Raw genomic sequence first — 25,893 nt, 5'->3', positions numbered from 1 at the left:
ACACTTAGTACCACTATAGCCAATTGAATACGAGAGCATAACGCACTTTCAAAGAGGAGATGTAAATGTGACAAATTCTGAAACTTTTTACTCTACATATAGAATGTCAACCGGAACGGTGAGAATCGCCGTGTTTACTGACATCAACGACAAGGACGGGTTTGAGATCTCGCTGGGGATGTATCGCGCCCATGTTGGGGACGTGACCGACGAGGTGTTTGAACGTCATGTGGAAAAGTTCAACGGTCGTATCACAGAAGGAAAGGAAGATTACAATTTATGAACAATATCATTACAATCCTGTTGCCGCTCGCTGCTGCCATCTGGCTGTTCCTGATCATCCGCCGCAACGGTCGGATAAATCCGATGGAAGGACATACGAACGATGTGTTGCGGGTGGTGTTGTACATCGCCGGCTTCTGGGTGTCCTTTCTGTTCTCCACGTACATCGGCTTCTATCTGTACGCCAGCGGCTCCAACCTGCTGTCGGTGATCGGCCTGTATGTGTCCGGTTTGCTCGGGGCGTTGATCCCGTACCGGATGCGCGCGCGAGAGGGCAATGACGGTGTGATCGGCTGGTTGGTTACTGCATTGGTATACACCGTTCTCTTCTATGCATTTTCGTGGTTTTTAAGTTAACTGTTTAGTAAACACAGGGCTCCCTTCTAAAGGGAGCCCTATTTTATTGCCTATTATGTAGGTATTACTGATATTTTGGAATTAGAGCAATTTATTAAAAATATACCATTGACAATTGTAGTGATGGGTAGTAAAAATATTGGTGAACCCAAAAATATTAAAATCAAGTTCAAAAGTAAGAGAGAGGGGTCGATATCAGCAAATTACAATCATAATGAATTCTGGCCGGTCAAACAGATTGACCAAAAATTCGGAACAGCGGGTGAAACTATGAGCAATACGATTGATCAATCGGTTACGCCAATCGCTGATACCCTGATTCAACTGACGGAGCGGGAGATCGTGTCTTTTCATGCATTGCCGATCTCGCAAGGGCGGTCTCTCACGGATTCACCGATCCGTGACAAGTACAACGCTTTGTTCGGGCAGGAGTATTTCAAAACAGAGGTGACCTACTCGGGGAAAGTGTTCGATTCACCGATCCTGCCCCGACGGATCATCAAAGAGTCGATGGCGATGACAGCCAAAGCATTTGGCGCGAAAAGCTCGCTCTACATCACGATGGGCACAACGATGGCCAACTACATCGCTCTGCGCTCGCTGTTGAACGAAGGCGACCGCGCATTGGTGGACAAGACGTGCCATCAGTCGATTCACTTCGGCATGCAGAGCAACAAGGCGGAAGTGACCTATCTGCCAGGCGAGTTCGTCTGCAAAGGGATGAGCCGTTCCCATTTCTCCGTCACGCGCTTGATCGAGGAGTACCGCAAGGCGTACGAGTCCGGACGCCCCTTCTCGCTGGTCGTCATCAACGGGTCGTCTTATGAAGGTGTCACGTACGACATCAAGCGGATCTTCCGCGAGTGTCTGGAGATTCACGACAACGTCTCCTTCCTGGTCGATGAGGCATGGTCGGCGTTTGGCTTCTTCCACCCGCGTTACCGCCCATTCTCGGCGATGCAGGTCGCGGCCGAACTGGCCGAGGAGATGCCGGACAAAAACTTTACCGTCGTGACGTCGCAATCGGCTCACAAATCGCTGAGTTGCCTGCGCCAAGCCTCCTTTATCCACATCTACGGGCCGCAAGACGCGGTGCGGCGTTTTGAAACGAACAAGTTCATGATGCATACGACTTCGCCGAGCTATCCGATATTGGTTTCCCTTGAGCTCGGGCGCGCGCAGATCGCCCTGGAGGGCGAAGGGATGGTGGATAAGGCGCTGCTGGTCGCCGACTCGCTGCGCGAACGAATTTTGAACGACGAGCGGCTCTCTCAGTACGCTCTCGTCGATGACTCGTTCATCGCCGACGACATGCGCGAATACGTGCAACTCGATCCGCTGCGAATCCCGGTCGACATGTCCAAACTCGGCGTGTCACCGAAGATGTTCAAAGACTTCGCTTTCCACGAGCACGGCGTGTATATCAACCGCCACACGCACACGGCCTTTTTGATCAACGTTCATCTGGGCGTGCGTCCGGAGCATGCGGACAAGCTCCTCAACGCGATGATCGATTTCCAACAACGCGTGCTGGCAGGAGATGTGCAAAACGAGTCGGCCGAGTGGATTCAAAACGATCTCGCCGAGTACTACGAGGTCAAAGAAAAGTTGAAAAACGGGGAAGTGATCGACTCGTTCGTCATCCCGTACCCGCCCGGCGTGCCGGTGCTGGTGCCGGGCGAAGTGTCCGATCCGAGCCTGCTGCAAGACCTGCAAGAGATCGAATCATCCGGCGTCGACATCATCATCGTCAAAGACGAGCGGATGGCCAAACGAGAGACAAGGAGTGTATCGCTGTGATTCCGTTGATGAAGATGGGCGAGATGGCCGCGAAATACCCGCAGCATCCCGCGTTGATTGAAGGAGATCGCGTCGTCGCATGGCCGGAGCTGCAACTGCTCACCGAGCGCTGCCTGCGCGGTCTGGTAAACAAACACGATGCGCTCTCGTTCAAACGAGTGGCCTACATGGCGGAAAACCGCTACGAGATCGTCATCTTGATGGGCGCGTTCTCCACGCTGAAAGTCCCGTTTGTCGGTCTCGACTTCACGGCCACCTACGAGCAAAAAGCGCACTGCGTCAAGAGCATCGAAGCGGATTGCCTCGTCTACGGCGAGAAATTTGCCGACGAAGCTCTGCAGATCGCGTCGGAGCTGAACATCCCGGTGATCTGCCTGGAGACCGAACTGCCGTCTCTGCTCAGTGACGAGTTCGACGGGCTGGAGCTGCAACTGGCCGGCATCGAGCGTCCGTTCGAATCGTTGTCCTTCACCTCCGGCACCAGCGGTCTGCCGAAAGTCGTCTACCGCAACGCGCCGTTCGACGCGCGCCGCTTCGGCTATCTGATCGAAAACTTCCACTTCGACCAAACGGACGTGTTCCTCGTCTCGCTGCCGTTCTACCATGTGTCGGCGACCGGCTGGGCACGCCTGTTTATGGGACTGGGCGGCACGGTCGTGCTCGGCGACGCAGCGCGCCCGGCTTCGATGGCGCAACTGATGGTCGACCGCGGCGTCACCGTCACGCTGATGGTGCCACCGACCCTGCATCGCGTCGTCAAAGCGTTCGAGACCCAAGCGGTCACCGAAGAGCCGAAGCTCAAATTCCTGATCGTCGGCGGCAAAAACTTCCCGGTGCAGCTCAAACATCGCTCCCTCGACGTGCTCGGCCCGGTGGTGCATGAGTACTACGGCTCGACGGAGACCGGCGTCAACACGATCTCGCGCCCGGAAAACATCCGCCGCCACCCGGACAGCGTCGGCCTCGTGATGGACGGCAGCGACATCGTCATCCTCGACGAGTTCCACCAGATCGCTCCGACCGGCGTCAAAGGCAAAGTGGCGATCTACTCGTACCAAAACATGGCGGGCTACCTGTTCAAAAAATCGGACGCCGTGGTGATCGACGACAAAGTCTACATCATCACCCCCGACTATGGCTGGTTTGATGAAGAAGGCTACCTGTTCCTCGCGAGCCGTTCGAACAGCGAGTTCAACGTCTATGAAGTGGACAACCGTCTGCGGGACATCGCGGGCATCGACGATCTCTACGTGATGGTCGACTCCTCCAGTGAACTGCACATCTTCATCATGCCGGAACACGAGGCGAACGAAGAGATGATCGGCGTGGACGTGATCGCAGCTGTCCAAGAGCTGGGCTTTGCAAACGCACACGTGCGAATGGTGGCAGAAATCCCGTATTCCATGTCCGGTAAAGTAAAAGAAAAAGACTTGAAAATGTTATACCAAGTCATGTAAATGTATGCTAGAATGCAAATCGTAACATAAAGATATAAATACTAAGGAGTGTGGAAACCTGTTATGAATCGCGATGGATTAGTTAAGGGCATGATCTTTTGTTTCCTCGCCGTGGTCGCGTGGGGCGGCATGTTCCCGGTTGCGGGCAACATCCTCAAAGTCATGGACCCGTTCTGGTTTACGAGCATTCGCTACGGCACCGCAGTCATCGTATTCTTGATTCTTCTCGCCCTGATGGAAGGCAAAAAATCGTTCGGCTTTGACAACCGCGGCTGGTGGCTGTACTTCTTTGGCACCATGGGCTTTGCGGGCTTCTCCTTCCTGACCTTTGCAGGCCAAAAAATGCTCGGCGTCTCCGGCGCGGTCGTCGCGTCGATCATCATGGCGCTGATGCCGGTCAACACCCTGATCGTCAACACGCTGCTCGGCCGTGCAAAACCGAGCGGTTTCGGGATCGGCATGATGCTCGTCGCGCTGTTCGGCGTGTTGCTCGTCATCACCAAAGGCAATCCGGCCACGCTGCTGGCGACCACGGAAAACCTGATCGGTGACATTTTGATCTACCTCGGCGCACTGAGCTGGGTCATCTACACCATCGGCGGCACCACGTTCCCGACCTGGTCCCCGATCCGCTACACCGCGCTGTCGACTCTGCTTGGCATGATCTCCGTCCTGTTGATCACCATCGCAGGCACCGCGTTTGGCCTGCTGTCCGTTCCGACGTTGGAAGGCACCTTCTCCGTCGGTTGGGAACTGCTCTACATGGCGATGATCGCAGGCGTTATGGCCGTCTTCCTCTGGAACTTCGGCAACCGCATCCTGACCCCGATCAACGGGATTCTGTTCATGAACCTCGTGCCGATCACCACCTTTACGATCACGATCATCCAAGGCGGCACGTTCACCTCCGTCGAACTGCTCGGCGCGGGGATCACGATCATCGCTCTGGTGGCAAACAACCTGTACAACCGCCGCGTCGCAGCTCGAGCGGCAGCAGCAGCAAAAGCAGCTTAAATTCACTTGAGATCCCAGGAGGAGAGAGAACATGGTAACGGAATTCAAAAACGAAGAAGTTCTTGATTTCACCCAACCGGAAGTGCGCGAGAAAATGGTCGCGGCACTGGAAAAGGTCGCGGCTGAGTTTGGCACCGAGTACGACCTGATCATCGGCGGCAAGCGTGTCAAAGGCGAGTCGCACTTCGTCTCGATCAACCCGTCCAACAAAGACCAAGTGATCGGCCGCGTCGCCAAAGCGACCCGCGCCCAAGCGGAAGAAGCGATGAACACCGCCCAAGCGGCGTTCAAAACGTGGAAAAAAGTCGCTCCGAAAGAGCGCGCCCGCGTCTTGTTCAAAACGGCAGCGTTGTTGCGTCGCCATCGCTACGAGTTCAACGCGTTGCTCTCCTACGAGGCGGGCAAAAACTGGGGCGAGGCGGACGCCGATCTGGCGGAGACGATCGACCTGATCGACTTCTACGGCCGTGAGATGGTGCGCCTCTCCGAAGAACAACCGCTCACCCGCGTCGAAGGCGAAGACAACGAACTGACCTACATTCCGCTTGGGGTCGGCATCGTCGTGCCGCCGTGGAACTTCCCGATGGCGATCATGGCGGGCATGACCACCGCAGCGCTCGTCGCGGGCAACACCGTCATCCTCAAACCGGCGACCCCGACTCCGGTGCTGGCTGCCAAGTTTGTCGAGCTGCTCGAAGAAGCGGGCTTGCCGGCTGGCGTCGTCAACTTCCTGCCGGGCTCGGGCGCAGAGATCGGCGACTACCTCGTCGACCATCCGAATACCCGTTTCGTCTCCTTCACCGGCTCCAAAGAAGTCGGCATCCGCATCAACGAGCGCGCTGCGAAAGTGCATGACGGCCAAAAATGGCTCAAGCGCGTCGTGCTGGAGATGGGCGGCAAAGACTCGATCATCGTCGACAAAGACATCGACATCAAATCGGCCGTTCCGGTCATCGCGATGTCCGCGTTTGGCTTCTCCGGTCAAAAATGCTCGATCTGCTCCCGTGTGATCGTGCACCAAGACATCTACGAAGAGTTCATGACCGAACTGGTCGCTTTTACCGAAAAGCTGACCGTCGGCCCGGCGCACCAACAGGGTGTCTCGCTCGGCCCGGTCATCGACGAGAACTCCTACCACAACATCCTGAAGTACATCGAGATCGGCAAAGGCGAAGGCGAGCTGCTCTGCGGCGGCGGCGCGGCAGAAGGAAACGGCTTCTTCATCAAGCCGACCATCTTCGGCAACGTCCACCGCGACGCCCGCATCTCCCAAGAAGAGATCTTTGGCCCGGTGCTGACCGTCATCAAAGCAAACGACTTCGATGACGCGCTCGACATCGCCAACGACACCGAGTTCGGTCTGACCGGCGGCGTTTACTCCAAAAACCGCGAAAACCTGCTCAAGGCTCGCGAGGACTTCCACGTCGGCAACCTGTACTTCAACCGCAAGATCACCGGCGCGCTCGTCGGCGCGCAACCGTTCGGCGGATTCAACATGTCCGGTACCGACTCCAAAGCGGGCGGCCGCGACTACCTGCTCCTCTTCACCCAAGCAAAAGTGGTCGTCGAACAGTTCTAAATTTAGACAAAAAGAGCAAGGTTGCCCGACAAACAGGCGACCTTGCTCTTTTTTTTCCGCTCCAACTCCATTACTATTAGTACTAACACAACAAGTAACGGTCTTTACTTCAAGGAGGAGACGGAATGGCAACGGCAATGAAAGTACGTGAACTGACGTCGGAGCAATGGGATGGACTCGTAGCCTGTGCACGAGGCAAGCGGGAGCCGGACCTCGTCATCGAAAACGGCACCGTGCTCAACGTATACAGCGGCGAACTGATGCCGGCAAACATTTGGATCATCGGCGACCGCATCGCCTACGTCGGCCCGCGCCGCTACGAAGGCACGGCAGCCCGTGTATTCGACGCGACGGGCAAAGTGCTCAGCCCGGGCTACATCGAGCCGCACGCCCACCCGTTCCAGCTCTACAACCCGATGAGCTACGCCGAAGCGGTGCTCGCCCGCGGCACCACCTGTTCCGTCAACGACGACCTCGTCGTCCACCTCAACATGGAATTTTCCCAAGTCGGGCGTTTCTTCGAAATGATGTCCGGCCTGCCGATCAAAATGGTCTGGAGTGTCCGCCTCGACCCGCAGGCCCATCTCCCGGAGAAAAAGGACAAGTACCGCGCCTACGAACTCGGCCGGCTCATGAAAAGCCCCCATGTCTGGCAAGCGGGCGAACTCACCGACTGGAAATCCTGGCTCGACGGCGACGAAGAGATGAAAGAGGCGTCCCTCGCCGCCAAGCACATGCGCCGCCGCATCGAAGGTCACTCCGCCGGCGCGTCGTGGGAGACGCTCAACGCCCTGACCGCAGCCGGCGTCACCGCCGACCATGAAGCGATCAACACCGAGGAGGCCCTGCGCAGACTGCGCCTTGGCATCTGGACCACCCTGCGCCACTCCTCGCTGCGCCCGGATCTTCCAGATCTCATTCCCGGTCTGATCGAGGCGGGCCTCAAAAACTGGAGCCGCCTGATGATGACCACCGACGGCCCGACCCCGGAGTACCTGAGCCAAGGTTACAGCGACTACCTGATCCGTCTGGCGATCTCCCTCGGCCTCGACCCGATCATCGCCTACCAACTGGTCACCATCAACCCGGCCACCTACTACGGCGTCGAAGAAGAGATCGGCGGCATCGCCCCCGGGCGCATCGCCGACATCCTGATCCTCTCCGACCTGCTGGACCCGACCCCGGAGACCGTCATCGCCGACGGCCGCCCCGTCGCCCAAAACGGCCGGCTCCTCGAGCCGCTCCCGCAGCCCAACTGGGCCGAGATCGGCCTGCCGCCTTTGCGACCGTTGGGCCCCAAAGGCACCGTCGACCCGGATTGGTTCGCCGTCCACACCGACAGCGACACCTTCCCGGTGCTCAACCTGCAAAACCCGGCGATCACCCGCCGCGTCGATGTGGCCGTGCCGACCACAGACGGTCGGATCGACGACGCGTTTGTCACCGCATCGGACGACATCTGCTACCTCGCCATGCTCAACCGGCAGGGCAGATGGGTCTGCAACGGTCTGATCAAAAACTTTGCCACCGACCTCGCCGCCCTGGCCTCCTCCTACACCGGAGCCAGCGAAATCATCGTCATCGGCCGCGACCGCGCCGCCATGGCGGCAGCCGTGGAACGCATGCTCGAGATCGGCGGCGGCATCGTTATCCTCGACAACGAGCACAACGTCCTCAACGAACTGCCTTTGCCGATCGGCGGCGCCCTCAGCCATCGGCCGGTGGCCGACCTCGTCGGCCTGTCCAAAGAAATCGCCGACGTCCTCGCCGACCTCGGCCACACCCATTACGACCCGATCTACACGCTCTTGTTCCTGTCCTCGACCCACCTGCCCGAACTGCGCCTTTCTTCGGAGGGATTGTTCGAAGTCAAGACCAAACGCGTCCTGATCCCATCACGTCCGCTCTAAATCAACTTGCGAACGGCCCCGCCGTTCGGGTATCATAAACACAACAGAATCACCTTGCGCAACTGGCGGAAAAAGTGGGTCACCACGAGGGAACGCAAGGGAAGGACAGCCGACCGCCTGGGCAACGTGCACACACACCACAGCTCAGGCGGCCGTCTGTCTTTTTTCATAACAGTCTGGACGAGTCGAGCTGAAACAGGAGGAGAGCCCGGCATGATGGTCTATGAAGAGCGATACGGCGACCGCGTCACCTGCCCCCATTGCGAGGCAAAGGGCGCGCCCTTTGAAAGCATCTCCATCAGCGAAGGAACCTACGACCAAGTCCCGTATCAAGCGGGCACCTGTCCGCGATGCCGCGAACAAGTCCACTACAAACGCGTCCGCGACCTTGACCAGATCACCTCACTCTGGTTGGCAGATGCCACCGGCGAACCGATCCGCCGTTACGTCATCTTCCCGGCTGCCACCGGCCGCCGCGTCCTCTGGCGCATGTTCGTCGAAGACCCCCTGCACAGCTTCCTCGCCCGCCAGGGCTACTACGACCGCCACTTGCAGGTGGTCTTCACCACCCGCAAAACCCCAAAAAACCAAACCCAAAGACCCTCCACCCGCTAACGGGCAAAGGGTCTTTCCTTCATCCAAAAAAAATCCCTTCCCCCCGACAGCCGCCGCACAGACGACAAGAGCGACTGGGGGGGCCTTTCGAGGAGCGAGTTTTTTATAACTTTAGTCATAAATGTTTGAGCGGGGGAAAGGCCCCCCCAGTTGCTCTTGACCCCCTAGCCCTCGCCAGAGAAATCCCTTACTTGAAATCCTTCCAATCCTGCCTCGAAGTCTTCAACAAATACTCAAAATCATTCTCCAACTCTTTCTGCTCCCGTTCCCTCCGAGCAATCTCCGCCTGCCGCTTATGTTCCTGCTGCACCCGTTCCTGCTCCTTCAACCCGTTCGACTGCTCCGTCAACTTCGCCAACATATCCGGAGACAGCATATCCTTCAGAGTCAAACCCTTATCCTTCGGCTTATCCACCAAATTCTTCCGCTCATCGTACCGAGAACCAGACACTTGCGGCTTTACCGGCTTCGCAGACTTCCCCGATTTTTTCCCCACATCTCTCACCCTTTCCACTATAATCCCGCGCCCCCGCAACTCCTCCAAGACACGATTCTTATCCTTACATATTACAAAAATCTCCTGCACCGAATCGGTCGTCTTCGCCAACAACTTAATCCCAGTATCCGTAAAATACTGAAACGTCATCTCCTCAAACTCCGACTTATTGAGCGAAATCACCCCGGTCACCACCGAATGCACCCCATCGATCTGTCCGATCGCATCGAGCACCTTCGCATAATCACCAATAATCCGATGCATCTTTTTCACATTCTTATCCCGATGCCGATGCCCCCGACTCACGCGATCACCAGCATCGCCATCGGATACGCCTCCTCAATCGGCACCCGGTTCCGATGACCCCATGCCATCACGCCGTCCATCCGCGTCACCGTCAGCGTATCCTTCGAATCCACAATCTCATAACTCTTCCCGATCTCCACCACTGCCGGATCCATCGTATAAGACAACGCCAAATAATACTTCCGCTCCAGCACATCCAATTCCTCAAACCGCTCGTCCGCCAAAGCTTGCCGTCCCAGCTCCTGCAGCCGCTTCATCTCCTCATTCAATTCCACCGTCGACATATCCCGATACAACTTTGCCATCCAAACATCGCACTCCTTCATCCGTATCTTTCTGACACGAATTATAGCAGATCGACATCTCCATGAGTACGATGAGGCAAACATATTGTAGAATAGTGTAGACAGGAGGTACCTGCTATGAAAAAAACCACCATCTGGCTCTTTGCCATCCTGCTGATTGCCGCCGTCGGCACCGGTTTTTACGTCGGTTACTGGCAGGGCGGGCAGGAGGATCGCCAAGTCGTCGCTCCCGCAGACCCGCCGAAAACTCCGGCACCTGCGCCGACCGCGCCGCAACAGCCGCCGAAAACTCCGGCCCAGCCGACCACGCCGCCGCAGCCGGACCCGCAACCGACAACGCCGCCTGCTCCCGAGCAAAGCGACGTGATCACCGTCTCCGCATTCAGCGACACAGGCTCCCTGTCGCTCGCTGAACGCGCCTTGCATAACGACGCCTTCCAGCTTGAGCGACTGGACTGGGAAGCGGGCCGCACCCTGTACATCTCCGGCAAGATGAGGGCCTTCGAAGCGGTCGGCAACTACCGCGTCCGCGATGAAAACAAAGTGCTGCTCGAACCGGAACAAGTCGTTCGCGCCGCCGAGGGGGCACCGGCCTGGAGCCCGATCCGTGCGGCCGTCCCGCTCAAACCGGCCTACAAAGGCAAAACACTCTTGATCGAATTTTTCATCCGCAGCGCCAACGACGGCTCGCGGACCCACATGATCACCGTAAAAGTCAAACCGCAATAACCACCCAATCTGGAGGCAGACGATGGACAAACAACAACCGCGCTTAGACCTCGTCAGCGGAGCGGAGGCCCTGGAGCAACTGCGCCAGTTTCCGCACCCGGCAGGAACGGGGATCTTGCACGTCCCAAACCAACTCACTTGGCCGCTGCTCATCCCGCAAAACGGGATCACCGTGCAGCTCGAAGAAACCAAAGACCAGCAACTGACCTATGGCCTCGTCACCGGCATCATCGCCTTTGAAGACACTTTCCACCTCGTCGGACGCGTCGACTACGCATACGGCGACTTCGAAGACACTGTACGGTTCCGCCTCGACTGGGGACCGGATACCGCCATGCTGGAGACCATCGCCGAGCTTGGCATCCTCGGCTTCAGCCGCGAAGTCCCGCCGGAGCGCGCGACCAAAGCGGAACTGGCCGACTACCTCGGCCGCGTCCCGACCTTTGTCTGCGAGCTGGACGCCCAAGAACTGCACCGCCTGAAGATCCAGATGATCCGCATGCAAGCCCAAGCGGAACACCTTGGCAAATAGCGCACCCGCCATACAAAAATCACCTGCCCCGCAACGGAGACAGGTGATTTTCTATTTACGGCAACGAATCCCGCTCCAACCCCTTCAACGTCTCCTGCGCTTGCTTCGCCGTCAAAAAGATCGTCGTCGTCTCCCCGATAAACACATCGGTCACATCGAGCGTGATCTTTTGCGTCGCCGACAGTTCCAGCGTCCGTTCATCGAGCAACCGGCGGATCAGATCCGGCTGCGACTCCAGCAGGGCCAGATCCTTATCCACCAGATAGTTCAGCTCCGTCTTCACCAACTTTTGCACCTTCAGCTTGATGAATTCATCCGGGGCATCTTGCACCGTCACGACCAGCTTTTTCACATGACGAACGCGCTGCTTCTCGGCGTGGGAGAGCTCTTGTTCCAGCTTTTGTTTATCCTCGGCGAGCTGCGAGCACGTATCCCGGCATTCGGCCAGCCGCAGATAGAGCAGGTCCAGATCGTGCCCTCTGACCGCCAGCAACACCGAAGCGCCGAACAGGGCGCCGACCAACAGCGTCGCGAAAAATCGCTTGTTGTTCATTTGATCTCCCCGACGATCCACTTGATGAGATAATACCCCACATTGCACCCGAGAAACGCCGACACCAGGTAGCAGAACTGCTTGACCACCACCGCAAACTGCGCCCCGCCAAACAGCCCCGTGTCGAACACCTTCAACGTATCCATCGTCCCGCCGAGCGCCGCCACCAACGCCCAGATCTTCAGCTGATCTCCGAGATAGACCATCGTCGTCATCGGGGGCCGGTGAGTGAGCACCGCGCCCAGCGCGCCGATGATCGAGCCGCCGAGCACGATGCCGAGGGCGACAAAAAAGTCGAGGATCACGGTGCTGATAAATCGCTCCACAGGCTCCCTCCTTGTCCAGAATGCTCTTGTACGATACCTATGCGACGGGACCCGCACACATTCGGCAAGTGCCTACATATCGTATGAGGAGAATGAAAGCAAAAGGAGGCGCGAGCAGAATGGATACTCGCGATCACAACGAAGTCTGGAACCGGCCGTGTCTGCAACCGGTGGGGCAGTTTGACATCGAGGAACACACACGAGCCGAGCAAATGCCCCTGATGCCGCTCGGCCCGATGGGGACCACCGTCGCCGGCCAGGAACAGATCCAACCCTACATCCCGCCGGGTGCGGCCGTTCAACCGACCCCGTTTGCCGGCACCAACTTTCCCATCGACCAGCCGACCGGCGTGACCGTACCGTCGCCGCCGACGACAGGCGACACGCCGGCCGACATCACGCCGGCCGAAGAAGGGGCGGGGGCGGAAGGCCCGGTCTCCGACTGCGGACCGCGCGTCGGCTACGTGGCGTTGGCCGGGGAGGACTTTATCCGAGTGCAAAACTACGTCGACCGCGGCGGCAACCCGTGGCGGCTCGACCCGGTGGAGACGGCGCGAGTCGTCGGCGCGGCAAAGCTCGGGTTTAGCAAAACAGACCCCTTCTGGCTGCGCGGCACCTACGTCGATTCCGGCTCCGGCCTGTTTCACGCGCTGGTCTGGTCCCGGCACAAAACCTGCGTGTTTCTCCTCGAGCTCTACCAACCCGTCAAGCAGGGGAGAGGCGGGATCTGGGCGGTCGAACGAGTGGTGGAACTGGAGTCGACGACCCCGGCTCCGATCCGGTAAAGGCACGAAGTAGCAAAAAGGGAGGGGAGCCGCGCAAGGCACCCGCTCCCTTTTCCCATTTCTGTGCTACAATGCTAAGATGGACATGTTTCATGTATTGTGATCTGAGAAAGGGGATTGAACGTCATGACACCGATGATGAGAATCCTCGGCACCTTATTTTATAAATTTTTCGGGGCGGGACTGAGCTTCCTGATCGCCATCCTGACCGCCAACTACCTCGGCCCGACCGGGCGGGGCTATCTGACCGCGACGATCACCAACTTTTCCTATTACTCGCCGATCGTCGGCTCGTTCAGCGAATACATACCGTACGGCATCAACAAGCAAAAACACGACCCGCGCCTCGTCTTTTCCACCGCGCTGTGGTTTGCGACGATCCTCGTGTCGTTCCTGCTCGCCGTCGCGCTGCTCGGCACGCCGTGGCTGTGGAACGGATTTGGCCCGTTTGAGGCGATGAAGACGCGCACGATCTGGTTTGCCTTGCTCGTCGCGCCGTTCTCCGTGTTTCACGTCTATGTCACCCGGCTGATCTGGGGGCTGGACCAGCACGAGTGGCTGAACCGGCTCAACACCGTCCAGTCGCTGCTCTTCATCCCGCTGTTGACCGGGGCGGTGCTGTTTGCCCCGACGGACGAGCAGACGCTCTACGCGATGGGGGCGTGGTTCCTCTCGTTTGCCGTCACCGCCACCGTCTCCGCCTACGTTGCGATCCGCCACGGCGGCGTCACGCTCATCCCGCGCCCCGACCTCAAGATTCGCCGCGAGATGTTCCGGTACGGTACGCAACTGATGGGGGCGCGACTGCTCACGATCACCAACATGCGGATCGACTTTTACATCGTCTTCTTCCTGATTGGCGTCCAAGAGTCGGGCGTCTATTCCATCGCTGTCACCATCGCCGAGATGCTGATGCTCGTCTCCGGCTCGATCCTGCAGGTGGTGATGCCGCGCGTGTCGTCGCTGGCAGAAAAGGACTCGTCCCTGCTCACCGCCCGCACCTTCCGTCACACGGCGATCATCTTGCTGGTCGCCATGCTCGGCTTCTATATCGTCATGCCGTGGCTGATCCCGCGGGTCTTCGGCGAGGCGTTTGCACCGGCCGTGCAAAACTTGATGATCCTGTTGCCAGGCGCGGCGTTGCTCGGACTCGCCACGATCCTGACCACGTTCTTCACGAACCAACTGGGCCGCCCCAAACTGCTGATGGCCTTGGAGGCGATCTCCATCGTCGTCAACCTCTCCATCGCGTTGTTGCTGATCCCGCATCTGGGCGCGCACGGTGCCGCTTTTGCAAAAGTGTCGGCCAACGCAGCGATCTTCCTGTTCTCCATCGGCTACTTTGCCTACGTGACCCGGTACCCGGCATGGAAACTGTTCGTGCTCCAACCGGACGAGATCGACCAATACAAGCGACTCCTGCGCAAGATCACCGACAAGATCACGAAAAAAAAGACCAACTCCTAAAAAGGGCGTTGGTCTTTTTTCGCGTGTATGCGCAGAATTTAGTAGCGGTTGCCGTTGTTGTTGGAACGATTCTGCTGATTCTGGTTGCGCTCGTATTTGTCCATCATGTTCTTCAACTTCGGATAGATCGCAAGGACGAGTACGAGTGCGAGACCGGCGTTGATGTACGATACATAAGCAAATGCGGAAGTACCTTGCAGAATCGTGGTGATCGCCAAACTACAGACGAGCAGGATGACCAGAGTGATCAAAAAAGGAGCTGCTTTCGCCATTTCGTGAGTACCTCCAAACCTGTGATTAAGAATAGTATAACACTCCATAGAGGTAAATGAAATATACCAATATTTTATGAAAAGTAAATAACCCTGCAACAGGCGGGGAGCAGGGTTACGCACAACGTATCAAACAGAGTGTAAATCGTTTTTTAGAACTCCCACTTCAATTGGCGACCGCCGATGACGTGATAGTGCATATGGAACACCGTCTGTTGTCCGTGCGTGCCGGTGTTGGTCACCACGCGGAATCCGGTCTCGTCGATGCCGGTCTCTTTGGCGACGATCTGGATCGCCGCATGAATTTTTGCAAGGACAAGGGCATCGTCTTCCGTCAGGTCGAGTACATTGACGATATGCTTCTTTGGAATGACAAGGGCGTGCACCGGCGCGACCGGGTTGATGTCGTGGAAGGCGAGGACGTGCTCGTCTTCGTAGATTTTTTTCGACGGGATCTCACCCGCGATGAGTTTGCAGAACAGGCAATCCATGAGTATCGCTCCTTTGGTCATATCGTTGTCCACCACCAGATTACCACGAGTGGCGAAAAAAGGAAAAGAGTTGGCGATACTGATCGGTACGGAACGGTCTCTGACAGGATTTGCGCCTTCTGTGTGGAATATAGACAGGGTTGAAGGAGATGTGATAGGACTTGAAAAAATGGCTGAGAGTGTTCAGCTTTGTCTTGGTGGTTGTCGGCCTGTTTGCCGGCTATTATGTGTATTCGATGTTCTCATTCCTAGGATCGGTCAATGCGAACAAGCCGTTTTCCAACGGGGAAAACCTGCTGACGACAGCAAAATGGGAAGGGACGGAGCAGGTCAACATCCTGATCATGGGCGTCGACTCGCGAAACAAAGACGAGAAGCCGCGCTCTGACACCATGCTGCTGGCCAGCATCGACCCGGTGAGCAAACAGATCGCCCTGTTCTCGATCATGCGCGACACCTACGTCAACATCCCCGACCACGGGCAGCACAAGATCAACGCCGCCTTTGCAAACGGCGGTCCGGAACTGCTGATCGACACCGTGCAGCAGTTTCTGAAGACGGAGATCCACTATTATGTGGCGACCGACTTTGTCGGATTTGCCAAGATCGTCGACGCCATCGGCGGCATTGACGTCAACGTGCAGGAAGACATGATCCACGCGGACGACGGCGTCAACGACATCAACCTGCGGGCGGGACAGCAGCATCTGAGCGGCTACCAAGCCCTGCAATACGTCCGCTACCGGGGCGGCGTCCGCGCCGACTTCGACCGCACCGAACGCCAGCGCGAGATGGTCAAACTGGTCGTCAATGAGATGAAAACACCGAGTCAGCTGATCAAGCTGCCGACGATCTTAAAGGAAGTCAAACCGTACGTGCAGACCAACCTCGGCGGCGACGACCTGTTCAAACTGGCAGCCCTCGGGCTCAAGCTCGACACGGCCAACATGAAGACCGAACAACTGCCGCAAGACGATGCGTTGAGCGAGACGACCAACATGTACGGCGAAGCGATCCTCTGGCCGGACATTGAAGCGACCCGTTCGTTCTTCCATGAGACGGTCCAAGGCGGAGCGTCGACCGACACGGCGGATGCAGGCACGGCAGGCGGCGGCTCCCGGCAGACCACGACCCAGCCGCAGGAGAGCAGCCAACCGCAAACACCGGCTGCACAGAGTGGCCCTGTGGTCACCGTCTCCGGCGAATACGTCAACCTGCGCACCAAACCGACCACCGACTCGGCCGTGATCGGCAAAGTCTATGAAGGGCAAGACCTGACCCTGATCGAGAAGCTCGACGGCTGGTACTACATCAAGACCCCGGACGGCATGTACGGCTACGTCAGCGCGTCTCTGGTCACCGAGTAGAAGGAAAGCAGAAAGACCCCTGAGACAGGGGTCTTTTTTGTGTGGGTGGATCAGCCACGGCCCATCGGCTTGGCGAAGATCGTGTACGCGTCGCCCGAGTCGTTTTTCCCGGATACGCGGATCGAGTAGAGATCGGCCGTGTAGTCGACCGGCACATCGAGGTAGCCGGGGCCGACCACAGAACCGACCAAACCGCCCGCTCCGTCGTAGATCGCAAACTCATACGTGCCCGTCGTGTCGAACGTGAAGCGCAAGACCTGGTCATCATCCAGCGCAAACTTGTACATGTCCACGTCGCCGGTCGTGCCGACCACACCGTTCATCACATCGCCCACGTGATACATCACCGCGGTGCTGAGCGTGTCATTTGCGCCCGAGGCGTTGCTCGCTTCCCCTTCGTAGACCGTATACGCATACGACGTTTGTGCGCCGCTTGCGAGCATCGCCGTGATGCCGAGCGCGAGAATGGTTTTTTTCCACAGGTTCATATCAAGGAGACCTCCTGGTCGCTGGTGGTTGAGTATTAGTTCGCCGTAAAGGTGTAGGTGTCACCGGAGTCGTTCTTGCCGATCACGCGCACATAGTACGAATCCCACTCATAGTTGATCGGCACGCTCAACGAGCCGGAGCCGACCACGCTGTCGAGCAGGTAGCCATACGCATTCCACACTTGGAACTCATAGTTGCCGGTGGTGTTGAACGTGAAGTCCACGCGGTAGGCGCCGTTCGGCATAAACTCGAACACATCCACGTCGCTGGCCGTGCCGATCACCCCGCTCACCGCATCGCCCATCTCAAAGTAGTTCGCCGTGCGGAACGAGTCGTTCACACCCGATGCGGTCATCGCTTCGCTTTCCCCGACACTTGCCGCGTACGTGGTTTGCGCACCTCCTGCGAGCAGAGCTGCCACCCCGAGCACACAGATCGATTGTTTCCAAAGTTTCATTTTTGACAAACCTCCTTGTTTATAATGTGACATATTAACTGTAATTGAATTTTGTTCTTGTTGCAATGATAGAAAGGAACTATTTCCATAAATATCGTCCCCGGTCCGGCAGACTCCTCGCATAGAGAAGGGTGTAAGACATCACACACCCTGGAGGGATACAAAATGATCGACATTTTCCACGGCTTCTCCAGCATGATCCTCACCCTGCAAACGGGCACCACCGCCGACGGCAACGCAGTCTACAAAGACAAAGCCTACTCGCGCGTCATGCCGTCCGCCTCGCTCGAAGATCTCTACGCCATCGGCGAAGCGCTCGCCAGCCTCTCCGCTTGGCCTCTCCACCACATCGAGCGCGTCAACCGGGAAGACCTGTACAAAACCGTTTAACATCAAGCCAAAAACCTAAAACTGCCGGAGGTGCCCCCCATGAAACGCGAACTGGAACTGATCTTCCTCACCGACACCAACAAAAAAGTCAAAGTCAACATCCCCGAACCGAGACAAAACCTCACCGCAGCCGAGATCACCGCCGTGATGGACCTCGTGTTGCAGACCCGGATCTTCACCTTCTCCCAAGGCAACGCCATCTCCAAAGTCGAAGCCCGCTTGCTCGAGACGAGCGTGCAAGAGATCGCGTTGTAAGGAGCACAAAGAGCCGACTATCTGTTGGAGATAGTCGGCTTTTTTTCTTTTTTATTATAGTTTTATTTGTAACCAATTGGTATACTCGACCAGTACCCATGTTTTGCCAGTTCGAAAAAATATGGACCGAGAGGGTGTATTGGAAATGAAAAAAGTGATTGCCGGATGGGTACTGTTGGCCGGTCTGGTCGGGAGCGGCACGATCTACACGATGCAAACAACTTTTGCTGGCGGTCAGGTTGACGAGTCAGGAATGTTGGTCATACCGGCCGACGAATCTCCTGCGGCCAAGAAAGCAGAGGAGGTGATGCAAAAGACAATAAAAGCAATCCTGGCAGATGACGTACAGGGTATGCTCAAATACACCCACGATGTGCGTTATCAAAAACAGAGTGATCGATACGAGCGGTCTACAGAAAAGATCCGAAATGATCTAAAAGAGATACGGATCGAAGATGTTCGTTCAGTCAACAGTTCGCTGGTTATGATCACCGTCAGACAAACAGATGTCGACGACCGAGTCTCGATCAACACCTTGCCCGTCTATAAAATGAAAGGTACATGGAAAGTTATTACGGGTGGATCTTCTCATCCACCCTACAAATATGAGTCGAGCATTCCGCAAGAATAGAATCATAACACCCGTTTTCCTCGAATGGGCGATGCAAATGGAAATTTCGCCTTATGAAGAAGCAAAAGGGAAGTAATACGCGAAGCAATGTCGTATGGATAGAAGTTGTGGAATACAAAGCACAGTTCAAACATCAATTTAAAAAATCCCAAGCCACGTACATGTTGTTTTAGAGGGGGGTTGTACTCGAAAGAAAATAGTTGTACTTCAAATGACTCTGTGATGTTGAGTGACGGAGAATTACCTCTTACACATTATTTATATTGGTTAATTTTGTAACGGGATGTTACGATGAAGAGAGCGAACCCGATCAAGGAAAGGAAGAGGAGAGTGGTCAGTGGTAAAAGTGCCAACCGAATTTTCAAAGATGTACATCGGCTACCCGGTGATACTCATCTGTTACATCGAGCAGAACGGACAGCCGAATATCTCGACGGGATCGTCCTCTTTTAGCCTAGGTAACATGATGTATCTGGGTTTCGTAAGCTCTGGACACGCCATTGACTGCATCCGGCTGACTAGGGAACTGGTTGTAAATGTGCCGGACAAGCGGCATATGGCGGAAATCGAACAATGCGGCTTCACATCCGAGAAGGAGCGAGGCAAGTTTGACTTGTCGGGTCATACGTCTGTCCCGTCGAAGCATGTGTCGGCCCCTTCAATTCTGGAATGTCCGATCAGTATAGAATGCCGGGTCGAGGAGATCTGTACTCCAGCCTCTCACCCGCAATACACCTATGTGATCGCTTCGATTGTTGACAGAAAGATCGATTCTTCTCTTCTAAAAGAAGACGGCTTCCTCGATGCAGGGCTTGTCGATCCTGTATTTTTTGTGGGGGATCACAAGCAACGCATGTACCGGTTTGCAAACGAGATTGCGGTTCCGCTGGGGGATTTCATCACCGATGCTGTCTACTGATCCAAGGAACTGTCTATTACTCTTTGATGGGATGGTGGAAGAGCATGATTCTGTCTACGAGGAGGAAGAGAATGCATATTGGAAACCGCTTGTAGGTTTAGTTGGACTGTCTCTCTGCTTGTCTGGATGCGCGCCATCTTTCGAGGAGAGTAATCAATTTTTACGTTACGCGCAGGATCGGAGTGTCTACGATTCAAGGTATCACGAGGAACTTGTCGTCTATAAGAAAAACGAGAACTCCGCCGTTCAATTTGTAACCCAGAAGTATGCCTATGTCGTAAACAAACCGACAAGTGACAGGGAAAAGGTCCTCGAATTGCTCAAACTGATGAAACTCACGAGAGAGGGCAGTCAAACCTCGCCAGTGATCTCAGCGGGCGTTACACTGCTTGACGCGAAAGTTCAGGACGACATGATCACGCTGAATTTTGATGATTCCATTCTGGCAATGCCGGAAGAAAATCGTGGGATCGTCCTCAAAACGATTGCTGATACGATGAAAATCAACTTCCTGACGGCCAGAACACTTCGCATCGAAGTAAAAGGGCAGCCGGTTACAGACTGGGCTGGTGTCGATCTGCACGATGGCGTATTACTCAGAGAGGAAAGTTAACACTCCATTTGATGGTCACATTCAGATGAAGGAAGAGATGCGGACCAAAACGATCAGGAGGTTATGATGGGACTTCAAAAGAGGATGTTTATGCTGTCTGGCATTGCACTTGGTGCGTTCCTGTTTGTGCTACCAGGCTGTACTGAGGAACAACCCGCTCAAATTGCTGGCTCAAACATTCAAAGGGATGTAGAGGTCGACTTTGATAAGAAGATGGCTATTTTGGATCAAGTAGAACCCAAACAAAGTTCCTTGGGGATCATCACGAATATCCTTTCTGCGGAATGGCCGACTCTGTTTATGGCCGCAGATGAGCAGGAGTTGTTCGAAAGATACGCACTGATTACTTGGCATCCGACGGAAAGAAGTAAAGACAGGATCAAAAAGAATCTTGACCAACATCCCGAATACGCCATCTATACTGAAATGTATAGAAATGGAACGCTACCAGCAAAAAAGGTATCAGTTAAAGAAATTAGTACGAACCTGATCGATGAATCTTCTAAAATCTATGATGTGAGTGCCACATATATTGTTGAGCTTCAAAATGATACTAGGAAGGAAATTTCCGTAAACCTGAAAGTAGGGAATCAAGGCTTAGATGTCATGAATCCACGGATTAACACGGATGGAGACGTAACCGATACTCCGCTTCCAGAACCTGTGACTGATCAGGATCAAAAACGACAAGCTTTTATGATGCGTATCTTGAAAGAAGTCAGTTGGAGAATGAATAATGAACAACTGACGGAGCTTCTCAAATGAAATTGGGATGAAAAACACCGGTGACATAGTACTCTCAGTTGGGCGAGTACTATATCACCGGTGTTTGTTTTTAACAATCGTGTTACTACCGTCGCATGATGTCTAGCATCATATTTTGGTCACAATAAGTCAGTGTAAGAAACAGACAATTAAATTAATTCATGCAAAAATTATAAGATTGTGTTGGTGCTGTGTTATAGTAATTCTAGGAGTATGAAGATGATTAATGGTGGTGAATCTACTTGAAGAACGAGGCGTTCAAATCAATAGGTGGAAGAGTTCGGAACTATAGACTGAACAGAGGTTTTTCTCAAGATGAGCTTGCCGAAGGAATTTGCTCTAGGCAAACCATTAGTTTTCTGGAAAACGGACAACACTTACCATCACCAGAATTTTTGAAGAAGATTGCGGACCGATTGGGTGTCCCTTTTCATGAGATTATGATAGATGATACTGATGAACTCAGTGCTAAGATTAAATTAGAAGTTATCAACATATATATCGAACGAAATGAGTATACGAGAGCGTTAGACTTAATTGATCATCTCCAGAACTCGCAAGAACTGTTGGAATATCAAAAGCGTGAACTTGAGTTATCCAAGGTCGATTGTTTATTGGGGACGAATCAACCTGATGCAGCTCTTGAGGCATTGACTGATCTTCAGATGCGCTTGGAACTTCAACGAGAACCGGACGACCATCTCATGGCTGTCGTCTATAATAAACTGGGTACGGCTAATTATCGCTTGTGGAATATATCCAATGCCCATGCGCATTATATGAGAGCCTATCAACTAACTCTTCGCTTTCAAGGAATAGACGTCACAGCGGCCAGAATTGCTTACAATCTAGGGATGGCGAGCCGGTTACTGAATCTCAATACGGATGCCGTTCAGTATCTGTCTGTGTCGGAAAATTTCTTCAAAGATATTTCTGATTTAGATAAGTTGGCGCATACGTGGTTTGAACTTGGCATCGCCTATCAGTCGATGGGTGACCTGGGGGAAGCAGAGAAATATTTACAGGAAGCGCATACCCTTTATAAGTCACAAAATGCGTTACGATTTGCCCGTCTGGTAAAGGAGTCCTATGCATTTACCGTGCTCTCGAAACAAGATCCTGATAAAGCAATCGACGAGATGTTTGAATGTGCCAAAGAAACGGAGCATGATGGCGACCTCAAACAGGTCGCATATATTCATGCAAGAATCGCAAAACTTTTGATTGGCCAGAAAAGGCTAACAGAAGCTGAAAAAGTGCTGGAAAAAGCGCTCACTCTGTTCACGGAAAAAGAGGCATCTTCATGTTTACACTTTGTGCATGTGTACCAATCATTCGCTGAGTATCTTTGTGAAATAAAACAATATGAGAAATCAATCCAATACTCCTATTTGGCCTCGGATCTTTTTGATAAAATGGGGTTCATAAAGGATGCGGCTGAATCTTTGAGTACTGCAGTGAATGCGTTTCGCTATCAGGGTATGTTTGAACAAGCACTTGAAGTCTCTGATCGTGTATGTAATATGTTACGTCGAGCAACACATCTTCGTTAGTAAAGGTGGATCAGTCAATGAAAATGCTGAAGCAAATCTTCGGTGGAATCGCGGTCTGTGCTGTGCTTCTTTCGATGGCAGTTACCTTGGCAAACGGATTTACGACAGTGGCTGTTGAAATCGGAACCGGACCGTTGAGCATCAAAAACGAAGCAATCTTTGACGAAACTGACGTTCATGTGGCTGTTGAAGTTGGTCCTGGACCTCTGATTGTTAAAGCATAAGGAAGAGCCTCTCGGATATTTCCGGGAGGCTTTTTTATGACCGCAAAAGGATGCTAACACATTTCGCCAGTGATCAAACAGTACTTTTTATACCTTAGCAACTGGATTTCAAATAGAATCTCCATATAAGGAGTGTTGATGTTACATCATTCGATTCCTATTTAAAAGGGAGGTATTTAAATGATCTCACTCGGTCAACGTATCCGAGAATTGCGAATGTCAAAACATCTGACTCAGATCGATCTTGCCAAGGGGCTTTGCACGCCGTCGATGATCAGCCAGATCGAATCGGACCGGGCGCGGCCGTCTTACAAGATGTTGCTTTCCATAGCAGAGCGGCTGGACACGACGGTGGATAAATTGGTCATCGATTCGGATATGAGTCTGGATCATCAGAGTGCATTTAAAATGGCTCGTGCGTTGATGGGAGCCAAACAATACGACACCGCGATCCCGATCCTACAGGATCTCCTCGCCGCGAAACGGACGCATGTCTCCGAGATGGACATCCAACTGGAACTGGGAGAATGCCTGCTCCATACGGGGGAGTGGAAGGCAGCCGAGAAGACGTTGCAGGCGGTTGCGGAACTCGTGCTGTTGCGTCAGGACAAGCCGAAGTTGACCCGGAAATTGAAACTGTTGGGAGACGTGGAGTCCAACAGAAAACGCTACGCACTCGCCGCCTTTCATTGGCAACGGGCACTAGATCACGCCGAGGGGATGCCGGAGCAGGATGTGTATCTGAAAGCGGAGATTCTCCACCTGCTCGGCAGTGTATACGTGAAGATGGGGGAAGCGCAGGAGGCGCAGGATTTTTACAAGCGGGCGGCTGATCTGTACGAGGGTGTAGAGGGTCATAACGAGATCGGGAACGTGTACCTGGGGCTGAGTGTGAGCTATCAGATGCAGAAAGACATGGCGCAGTCGGCGGAGTATGCGGAGCGGGCCATCGGGATCTTTAAGGGCATCGACAATCAGGTGATGATGTTGCGCAATCAGGTGACGTGCGCGGTCACGTATGGGGAGTCAGGTCGGGAGAACGAGGCGGAGTCGTTGCTGACAGACACGATCCGGCAGTTTGCGAATCTCGGCAGGGAGGAGGAGCAAGGGATCGCCCTCGTCGAGTACGCCAAACTGATGACACAACTCGAACGTTGGCCAGAAGCGGAGGAAGCGTGCCTGAGTGCTCAAAACCTTCTGCCGGAACTGCATATCTACCAAGCGTGGGTGAACCGGCTACAGGCTAAAATCGATCTGACGCGTGACGAGAAGAAAGCGGCGATCCGCCATTTTGAATCGGCGGCGGATGCTTTTCTGTGGCATCGGGAGTTGGGGGCGTATGGCGATACGATGTACGAGCTGTCGTGTGTGTACAGGGATGCGGATGATATACTCCGAGCTTTTGAGTTGTTGGAGCAGGTGCGCTCTCAGACGCAGGGGGAATTGTATAAGAGGGGGCTCATGCTGTGACGGCTATATTGTGTTGCGGGGTGGACTCGCCTGTGAAAATGGAACTGTATCCAAGACTGGTACAAGTCCGGTGTGAGGATGAGCTCGCACCGACCTGGTATCACACGATCACGGCTTGCCTCGTCAAGGAAGACACGATTATGCAAGTGGTGTGCGGGTGCTTGGAGATGTATCACGTCAAGCAGTTGGATGCGGATCTCTACCTGCTCGATGATCAGGCACTGAGTCAGTATCCGTTTTTCTGCGTGGATGCGGAGTATGATCTGCAAGTGGTGTACGAGGCGATGCATCTGCCGTTTTTGGATTTTATGATGAAGTACGCGAAGCATTGAGAAAAAAAACGGGCGCATCCCGTCGCTAAAATTCCTAACAAGATGCCCCCGTCCTCGCATATATTGTTGGTACTACATGAACGAACCACCGGTCTCTCAAGCTCGAAGGGAGGGTGTCTCATGGAGAACCAGATTGTCATCTACCGCAATATCTCGGGCGAGACGACCCGCGAGCTGGTCGACCTCTGGAAAACACGAGTTTCTCGTTCAGGGATTCAACTGGAGGAGAAAGGGAAAGGCAAGACGATGATCTTTCACCTGTATCTGAAAGACGACGAGGTCATCTTTTACATGTACGAGAACGGCAAAGCGTTGCACGTTCTCATCGAGTACATGCGGGTGAAAAAAGGGGATGGCCGCATGATCAACGCCATCGACGGGTTGATCACGGAGTTGAGGCTGCGCGGGGAAAAGTATGAAACGCATCGCGGGGAGTTGTTTCGCACGCTGTATCTGAACGGGATGGTCATGGATGACGGCCCGTTCGCCGAGCGCAAGTTGCCGGCCGACTTTGATCTGCGGTTGACGCGGGAGATCATCATGGGCCATATCTACATGGCGCTCGGACAGTATTCGCAAGCCAAGCGGGACGGTCAGACCGACCTCGAAGAAGAATGCATGGAGCGGCTGCGCTCCTTCTCGCAGGAACTCAGCAAGATCGATGAAGTGCTCAACAGCAACCGCTTCAAAGAATCCTGAACCTGCCGACTGCCACAGGAAACAGACACCGGGCTGAACCGGATCACGTCCTGCACGGGACACCCACCGAAACCAGCCAATAAGCCCTCGCTCTACTTCGGGCCGAACGCGGCCAAGATGCGGATCACGCCGTAGATCCCGGCCCCGAGCCCAAGCAGGACCCCCGCCAGCAACATCCACGGAGCAGTTCCCCACAACCGATCCAACCACATGCCTAGGTACACGCCCCCGACTGTACAGATCGCCATGTCCGCCCCGATCATCGATACCAATCCAAACGCGCTCCAGGACTCGTTTTTTTCGTCAGGTTTTTTCATTGTCGTCTCGTCACCTCTTGTGGCTATTGTATGACAGATCGTCAAAGAGTAAAACAGGCAGGAGAGCCGTGATGCGGCTCTCCTTGTTGTCATTGGGTCTTTTTCTGTATACTGGAGGGGTGGCAAGCAGTGGAAC

33 protein-coding genes and 1 riboswitch are annotated in these 25,893 nt (G+C 54.6%); of the genes, 24 read left to right on the top strand and 9 right to left on the bottom strand.

The features are described 5' to 3' along the window. Window positions 1–67 precede the first annotated feature (67 nt). From OS242_RS08515 to OS242_RS08480, 8 genes are all read left to right on the top strand, one after another. Window positions 68–283 (top strand): hypothetical protein, encoded by a 216-nt coding sequence (locus tag OS242_RS08515; RefSeq protein WP_267151253.1) that lies wholly within the window; start codon window positions 68–70, stop codon window positions 281–283. Continuing rightward, window positions 280–639 (top strand): hypothetical protein, encoded by a 360-nt coding sequence (locus OS242_RS08510; RefSeq protein WP_267151252.1) that lies wholly within the window; start codon window positions 280–282, stop codon window positions 637–639. The genes OS242_RS08515 and OS242_RS08510 overlap by 4 nt, the downstream gene beginning before the upstream one ends. Window positions 640–909: 270 nt before the next feature. Beyond that, on the top strand, window positions 910–2,439 hold the full coding sequence (locus OS242_RS08505) for an aminotransferase class I/II-fold pyridoxal phosphate-dependent enzyme (protein ID WP_267151251.1): 1,530 nt from the start codon (window positions 910–912) through the stop codon (window positions 2,437–2,439). Then, the gene (locus OS242_RS08500) at window positions 2,436–3,896 is read left to right on the top strand and encodes a class I adenylate-forming enzyme family protein (RefSeq protein ID WP_267151250.1); all 1,461 of its coding nucleotides are present in this window, start codon (window positions 2,436–2,438) and stop codon (window positions 3,894–3,896) included. Before OS242_RS08505 ends, OS242_RS08500 begins: the two co-directional genes overlap by 4 nt. A 63-nt stretch (window positions 3,897–3,959) precedes the next feature. Continuing rightward, window positions 3,960–4,910 carry a DMT family transporter gene (locus tag OS242_RS08495; protein WP_267151249.1) on the top strand — a complete coding sequence of 317 codons (951 nt, stop codon included), beginning with the start codon at window positions 3,960–3,962 and terminating at the stop codon, window positions 4,908–4,910. 31 nt (window positions 4,911–4,941) lie between these two features. Continuing rightward, window positions 4,942–6,489, top strand: coding sequence for an L-glutamate gamma-semialdehyde dehydrogenase (gene pruA / locus OS242_RS08490; RefSeq protein ID WP_267151248.1), 1,548 nt, complete (start codon window positions 4,942–4,944; stop codon window positions 6,487–6,489). A gap of 125 nt (window positions 6,490–6,614) precedes the next feature. Beyond that, window positions 6,615–8,399, top strand: coding sequence for an adenine deaminase C-terminal domain-containing protein (locus OS242_RS08485; RefSeq protein ID WP_267151247.1), 1,785 nt, complete (start codon window positions 6,615–6,617; stop codon window positions 8,397–8,399). 48 nt (window positions 8,400–8,447) lie between these two features. Beyond that, window positions 8,448–8,529, top strand: a riboswitch (ZMP/ZTP riboswitch). An 83-nt stretch (window positions 8,530–8,612) separates the two neighbouring features. Beyond that, window positions 8,613–9,014 (top strand): hypothetical protein, encoded by a 402-nt coding sequence (locus OS242_RS08480; RefSeq protein ID WP_267151246.1) that lies wholly within the window; start codon window positions 8,613–8,615, stop codon window positions 9,012–9,014. Between the two features lie 187 nt (window positions 9,015–9,201). On the opposite strand, the gene OS242_RS21315 is transcribed toward OS242_RS08480, so the two are convergent. Beyond that, window positions 9,202–9,774 (bottom strand): YqkE family protein, encoded by a 573-nt coding sequence (locus OS242_RS21315; protein WP_323372922.1) that lies wholly within the window; start codon window positions 9,772–9,774, stop codon window positions 9,202–9,204. 38 nt (window positions 9,775–9,812) lie between these two features. Then, window positions 9,813–10,121 (bottom strand): DUF1811 family protein, encoded by a 309-nt coding sequence (locus OS242_RS08465; RefSeq protein ID WP_267151245.1) that lies wholly within the window; start codon window positions 10,119–10,121, stop codon window positions 9,813–9,815. A 117-nt stretch (window positions 10,122–10,238) separates the two neighbouring features. Between OS242_RS08465 and OS242_RS08460 the strand changes: the two genes are divergently transcribed. Next, complete coding sequence (locus OS242_RS08460; protein ID WP_267151244.1) at window positions 10,239–10,850, top strand: Gmad2 immunoglobulin-like domain-containing protein; 612 nt, start codon at window positions 10,239–10,241, stop codon at window positions 10,848–10,850. A gap of 22 nt (window positions 10,851–10,872) precedes the next feature. Further along, window positions 10,873–11,382: a hypothetical protein gene (locus tag OS242_RS08455; RefSeq protein ID WP_267151243.1), complete on the top strand. Its 510-nt coding sequence runs from the start codon at window positions 10,873–10,875 to the stop codon at window positions 11,380–11,382. Window positions 11,383–11,437: 55 nt separating this feature from the next. Here OS242_RS08455 and OS242_RS08450 read toward each other — a convergent pair whose 3' ends face one another. Next, on the bottom strand, window positions 11,438–11,935 hold the full coding sequence (locus OS242_RS08450) for a hypothetical protein (protein ID WP_267151242.1): 498 nt from the start codon (window positions 11,933–11,935) through the stop codon (window positions 11,438–11,440). Beyond that, window positions 11,932–12,261 (bottom strand): YtrH family sporulation protein, encoded by a 330-nt coding sequence (locus tag OS242_RS08445; protein WP_267151241.1) that lies wholly within the window; start codon window positions 12,259–12,261, stop codon window positions 11,932–11,934. The genes OS242_RS08450 and OS242_RS08445 overlap by 4 nt, the downstream gene beginning before the upstream one ends. Before the next feature lie 119 nt (window positions 12,262–12,380). Between OS242_RS08445 and OS242_RS08440 the strand changes: the two genes are divergently transcribed. Next, complete coding sequence (locus tag OS242_RS08440) at window positions 12,381–13,046, top strand: hypothetical protein (RefSeq protein ID WP_267151240.1); 666 nt, start codon at window positions 12,381–12,383, stop codon at window positions 13,044–13,046. A gap of 126 nt (window positions 13,047–13,172) precedes the next feature. Further along, window positions 13,173–14,513 carry an oligosaccharide flippase family protein gene (locus tag OS242_RS08435; RefSeq protein WP_267151239.1) on the top strand — a complete coding sequence of 447 codons (1,341 nt, stop codon included), beginning with the start codon at window positions 13,173–13,175 and terminating at the stop codon, window positions 14,511–14,513. Window positions 14,514–14,551: 38 nt separating this feature from the next. On the opposite strand, the gene OS242_RS08430 is transcribed toward OS242_RS08435, so the two are convergent. Then, window positions 14,552–14,785 carry a hypothetical protein gene (locus OS242_RS08430; RefSeq protein ID WP_267151238.1) on the bottom strand — a complete coding sequence of 78 codons (234 nt, stop codon included), beginning with the start codon at window positions 14,783–14,785 and terminating at the stop codon, window positions 14,552–14,554. Window positions 14,786–14,937: 152 nt separating this feature from the next. Then, a complete protein-coding gene (locus OS242_RS08425) occupies window positions 14,938–15,276 on the bottom strand; it encodes a histidine triad nucleotide-binding protein (RefSeq protein ID WP_267151237.1) in 339 nt (112 codons plus the stop codon). Window positions 15,277–15,437: 161 nt separating this feature from the next. Here OS242_RS08425 and OS242_RS08420 point away from each other — a divergent pair, with 161 nt between their 5' ends. Beyond that, window positions 15,438–16,643, top strand: a complete 1,206-nt coding sequence (locus OS242_RS08420; RefSeq protein ID WP_267151236.1) for an LCP family protein — start codon at window positions 15,438–15,440, stop codon at window positions 16,641–16,643. Between the two features lie 50 nt (window positions 16,644–16,693). On the opposite strand, the gene OS242_RS08415 is transcribed toward OS242_RS08420, so the two are convergent. Beyond that, window positions 16,694–17,131, bottom strand: coding sequence for a hypothetical protein (locus OS242_RS08415; RefSeq protein ID WP_267151235.1), 438 nt, complete (start codon window positions 17,129–17,131; stop codon window positions 16,694–16,696). Between the two features lie 35 nt (window positions 17,132–17,166). After that, entirely contained in the window at window positions 17,167–17,589 is a 423-nt protein-coding gene (locus OS242_RS08410) for a hypothetical protein (RefSeq protein ID WP_267151234.1), read from the bottom strand. Window positions 17,590–17,754: 165 nt separating this feature from the next. Between OS242_RS08410 and OS242_RS08405 the strand changes: the two genes are divergently transcribed. The 11 genes from OS242_RS08405 (at window position 17,755) to OS242_RS08355 (ending at window position 25,440) form a co-directional block, all read left to right on the top strand. Next, the gene (locus tag OS242_RS08405) at window positions 17,755–17,979 is read left to right on the top strand and encodes a DUF1659 domain-containing protein (protein ID WP_267151233.1); all 225 of its coding nucleotides are present in this window, start codon (window positions 17,755–17,757) and stop codon (window positions 17,977–17,979) included. A 39-nt stretch (window positions 17,980–18,018) separates the two neighbouring features. Continuing rightward, entirely contained in the window at window positions 18,019–18,234 is a 216-nt protein-coding gene (locus OS242_RS08400) for a DUF2922 domain-containing protein (RefSeq protein ID WP_267151232.1), read from the top strand. A gap of 145 nt (window positions 18,235–18,379) precedes the next feature. Further along, window positions 18,380–18,865, top strand: a complete 486-nt coding sequence (locus tag OS242_RS08395) for a hypothetical protein (RefSeq protein ID WP_267151231.1) — start codon at window positions 18,380–18,382, stop codon at window positions 18,863–18,865. 337 nt (window positions 18,866–19,202) lie between these two features. Continuing rightward, window positions 19,203–19,784 (top strand): flavin reductase family protein, encoded by a 582-nt coding sequence (locus tag OS242_RS08390; RefSeq protein WP_267151230.1) that lies wholly within the window; start codon window positions 19,203–19,205, stop codon window positions 19,782–19,784. Further along, window positions 19,771–20,397 carry a GerMN domain-containing protein gene (locus OS242_RS08385; protein WP_267151229.1) on the top strand — a complete coding sequence of 209 codons (627 nt, stop codon included), beginning with the start codon at window positions 19,771–19,773 and terminating at the stop codon, window positions 20,395–20,397. The genes OS242_RS08390 and OS242_RS08385 overlap by 14 nt, the downstream gene beginning before the upstream one ends. A 66-nt stretch (window positions 20,398–20,463) precedes the next feature. Next, the gene (locus tag OS242_RS08380; RefSeq protein ID WP_267151228.1) at window positions 20,464–21,162 is read left to right on the top strand and encodes a hypothetical protein; all 699 of its coding nucleotides are present in this window, start codon (window positions 20,464–20,466) and stop codon (window positions 21,160–21,162) included. Window positions 21,163–21,404: 242 nt separating this feature from the next. Next, a complete protein-coding gene (locus OS242_RS08375) occupies window positions 21,405–22,715 on the top strand; it encodes a helix-turn-helix domain-containing protein (protein ID WP_267151227.1) in 1,311 nt (436 codons plus the stop codon). 17 nt (window positions 22,716–22,732) lie between these two features. Beyond that, window positions 22,733–22,939: a hypothetical protein gene (locus OS242_RS08370; protein ID WP_267151226.1), complete on the top strand. Its 207-nt coding sequence runs from the start codon at window positions 22,733–22,735 to the stop codon at window positions 22,937–22,939. Between the two features lie 180 nt (window positions 22,940–23,119). After that, window positions 23,120–24,409, top strand: coding sequence for a helix-turn-helix domain-containing protein (locus OS242_RS08365; protein WP_267151225.1), 1,290 nt, complete (start codon window positions 23,120–23,122; stop codon window positions 24,407–24,409). A 32-nt stretch (window positions 24,410–24,441) separates the two neighbouring features. Continuing rightward, window positions 24,442–24,741 carry a hypothetical protein gene (locus tag OS242_RS08360; protein ID WP_267151224.1) on the top strand — a complete coding sequence of 100 codons (300 nt, stop codon included), beginning with the start codon at window positions 24,442–24,444 and terminating at the stop codon, window positions 24,739–24,741. A gap of 120 nt (window positions 24,742–24,861) precedes the next feature. Beyond that, entirely contained in the window at window positions 24,862–25,440 is a 579-nt protein-coding gene (locus OS242_RS08355) for a hypothetical protein (protein WP_267151223.1), read from the top strand. Window positions 25,441–25,532: 92 nt separating this feature from the next. Here OS242_RS08355 and OS242_RS08350 read toward each other — a convergent pair whose 3' ends face one another. Beyond that, window positions 25,533–25,757, bottom strand: coding sequence for an AtpZ/AtpI family protein (locus tag OS242_RS08350; RefSeq protein WP_267151222.1), 225 nt, complete (start codon window positions 25,755–25,757; stop codon window positions 25,533–25,535). Between the last annotated feature and the right edge of the window lie 136 nt (window positions 25,758–25,893).

This window comes from Tumebacillus lacus, from assembly GCF_026410385.1.
Taxonomy (GTDB): domain Bacteria; phylum Bacillota; class Bacilli; order Tumebacillales; family Tumebacillaceae; genus Tumebacillus; species Tumebacillus lacus.
Note: the sequence above shows the minus strand (reverse complement) of the source record. Positions and strands in the feature narration are given on the sequence as shown.

Coding starts and splice junctions, on each gene's coding strand:
- OS242_RS08510 (WP_267151252.1), top strand. CDS start 280: ATGAACAATATCATTACAATCCTGTTGCCGCTCGCTGCTGCCATCTGG.
- OS242_RS08430 (WP_267151238.1), bottom strand. CDS start 14,785: ATGGCGAAAGCAGCTCCTTTTTTGATCACTCTGGTCATCCTGCTCGTC.
- OS242_RS08485 (WP_267151247.1), top strand. CDS start 6,615: ATGGCAACGGCAATGAAAGTACGTGAACTGACGTCGGAGCAATGGGAT.
- OS242_RS08450 (WP_267151242.1), bottom strand. CDS start 11,935: ATGAACAACAAGCGATTTTTCGCGACGCTGTTGGTCGGCGCCCTGTTC.
- OS242_RS08505 (WP_267151251.1), top strand. CDS start 910: ATGAGCAATACGATTGATCAATCGGTTACGCCAATCGCTGATACCCTG.
- OS242_RS08460 (WP_267151244.1), top strand. CDS start 10,239: ATGAAAAAAACCACCATCTGGCTCTTTGCCATCCTGCTGATTGCCGCC.
- OS242_RS08410 (WP_267151234.1), bottom strand. CDS start 17,589: ATGAAACTTTGGAAACAATCGATCTGTGTGCTCGGGGTGGCAGCTCTG.
- OS242_RS21315 (WP_323372922.1), bottom strand. CDS start 9,774: ATGCATCGGATTATTGGTGATTATGCGAAGGTGCTCGATGCGATCGGA.
- OS242_RS08415 (WP_267151235.1), bottom strand. CDS start 17,131: ATGAACCTGTGGAAAAAAACCATTCTCGCGCTCGGCATCACGGCGATG.
- OS242_RS08380 (WP_267151228.1), top strand. CDS start 20,464: ATGGGACTTCAAAAGAGGATGTTTATGCTGTCTGGCATTGCACTTGGT.
- OS242_RS08425 (WP_267151237.1), bottom strand. CDS start 15,276: ATGGATTGCCTGTTCTGCAAACTCATCGCGGGTGAGATCCCGTCGAAA.
- pruA (WP_267151248.1), top strand. CDS start 4,942: ATGGTAACGGAATTCAAAAACGAAGAAGTTCTTGATTTCACCCAACCG.
- OS242_RS08495 (WP_267151249.1), top strand. CDS start 3,960: ATGAATCGCGATGGATTAGTTAAGGGCATGATCTTTTGTTTCCTCGCC.
- OS242_RS08435 (WP_267151239.1), top strand. CDS start 13,173: ATGACACCGATGATGAGAATCCTCGGCACCTTATTTTATAAATTTTTC.
- OS242_RS08455 (WP_267151243.1), top strand. CDS start 10,873: ATGGACAAACAACAACCGCGCTTAGACCTCGTCAGCGGAGCGGAGGCC.
- OS242_RS08350 (WP_267151222.1), bottom strand. CDS start 25,757: ATGAAAAAACCTGACGAAAAAAACGAGTCCTGGAGCGCGTTTGGATTG.
- OS242_RS08480 (WP_267151246.1), top strand. CDS start 8,613: ATGATGGTCTATGAAGAGCGATACGGCGACCGCGTCACCTGCCCCCAT.
- OS242_RS08370 (WP_267151226.1), top strand. CDS start 22,733: ATGAAAATGCTGAAGCAAATCTTCGGTGGAATCGCGGTCTGTGCTGTG.
- OS242_RS08400 (WP_267151232.1), top strand. CDS start 18,019: ATGAAACGCGAACTGGAACTGATCTTCCTCACCGACACCAACAAAAAA.
- OS242_RS08395 (WP_267151231.1), top strand. CDS start 18,380: ATGAAAAAAGTGATTGCCGGATGGGTACTGTTGGCCGGTCTGGTCGGG.
- OS242_RS08440 (WP_267151240.1), top strand. CDS start 12,381: ATGGATACTCGCGATCACAACGAAGTCTGGAACCGGCCGTGTCTGCAA.
- OS242_RS08355 (WP_267151223.1), top strand. CDS start 24,862: ATGGAGAACCAGATTGTCATCTACCGCAATATCTCGGGCGAGACGACC.
- OS242_RS08385 (WP_267151229.1), top strand. CDS start 19,771: ATGCTGTCTACTGATCCAAGGAACTGTCTATTACTCTTTGATGGGATG.
- OS242_RS08405 (WP_267151233.1), top strand. CDS start 17,755: ATGATCGACATTTTCCACGGCTTCTCCAGCATGATCCTCACCCTGCAA.
- OS242_RS08365 (WP_267151225.1), top strand. CDS start 23,120: ATGATCTCACTCGGTCAACGTATCCGAGAATTGCGAATGTCAAAACAT.
- OS242_RS08465 (WP_267151245.1), bottom strand. CDS start 10,121: ATGGCAAAGTTGTATCGGGATATGTCGACGGTGGAATTGAATGAGGAG.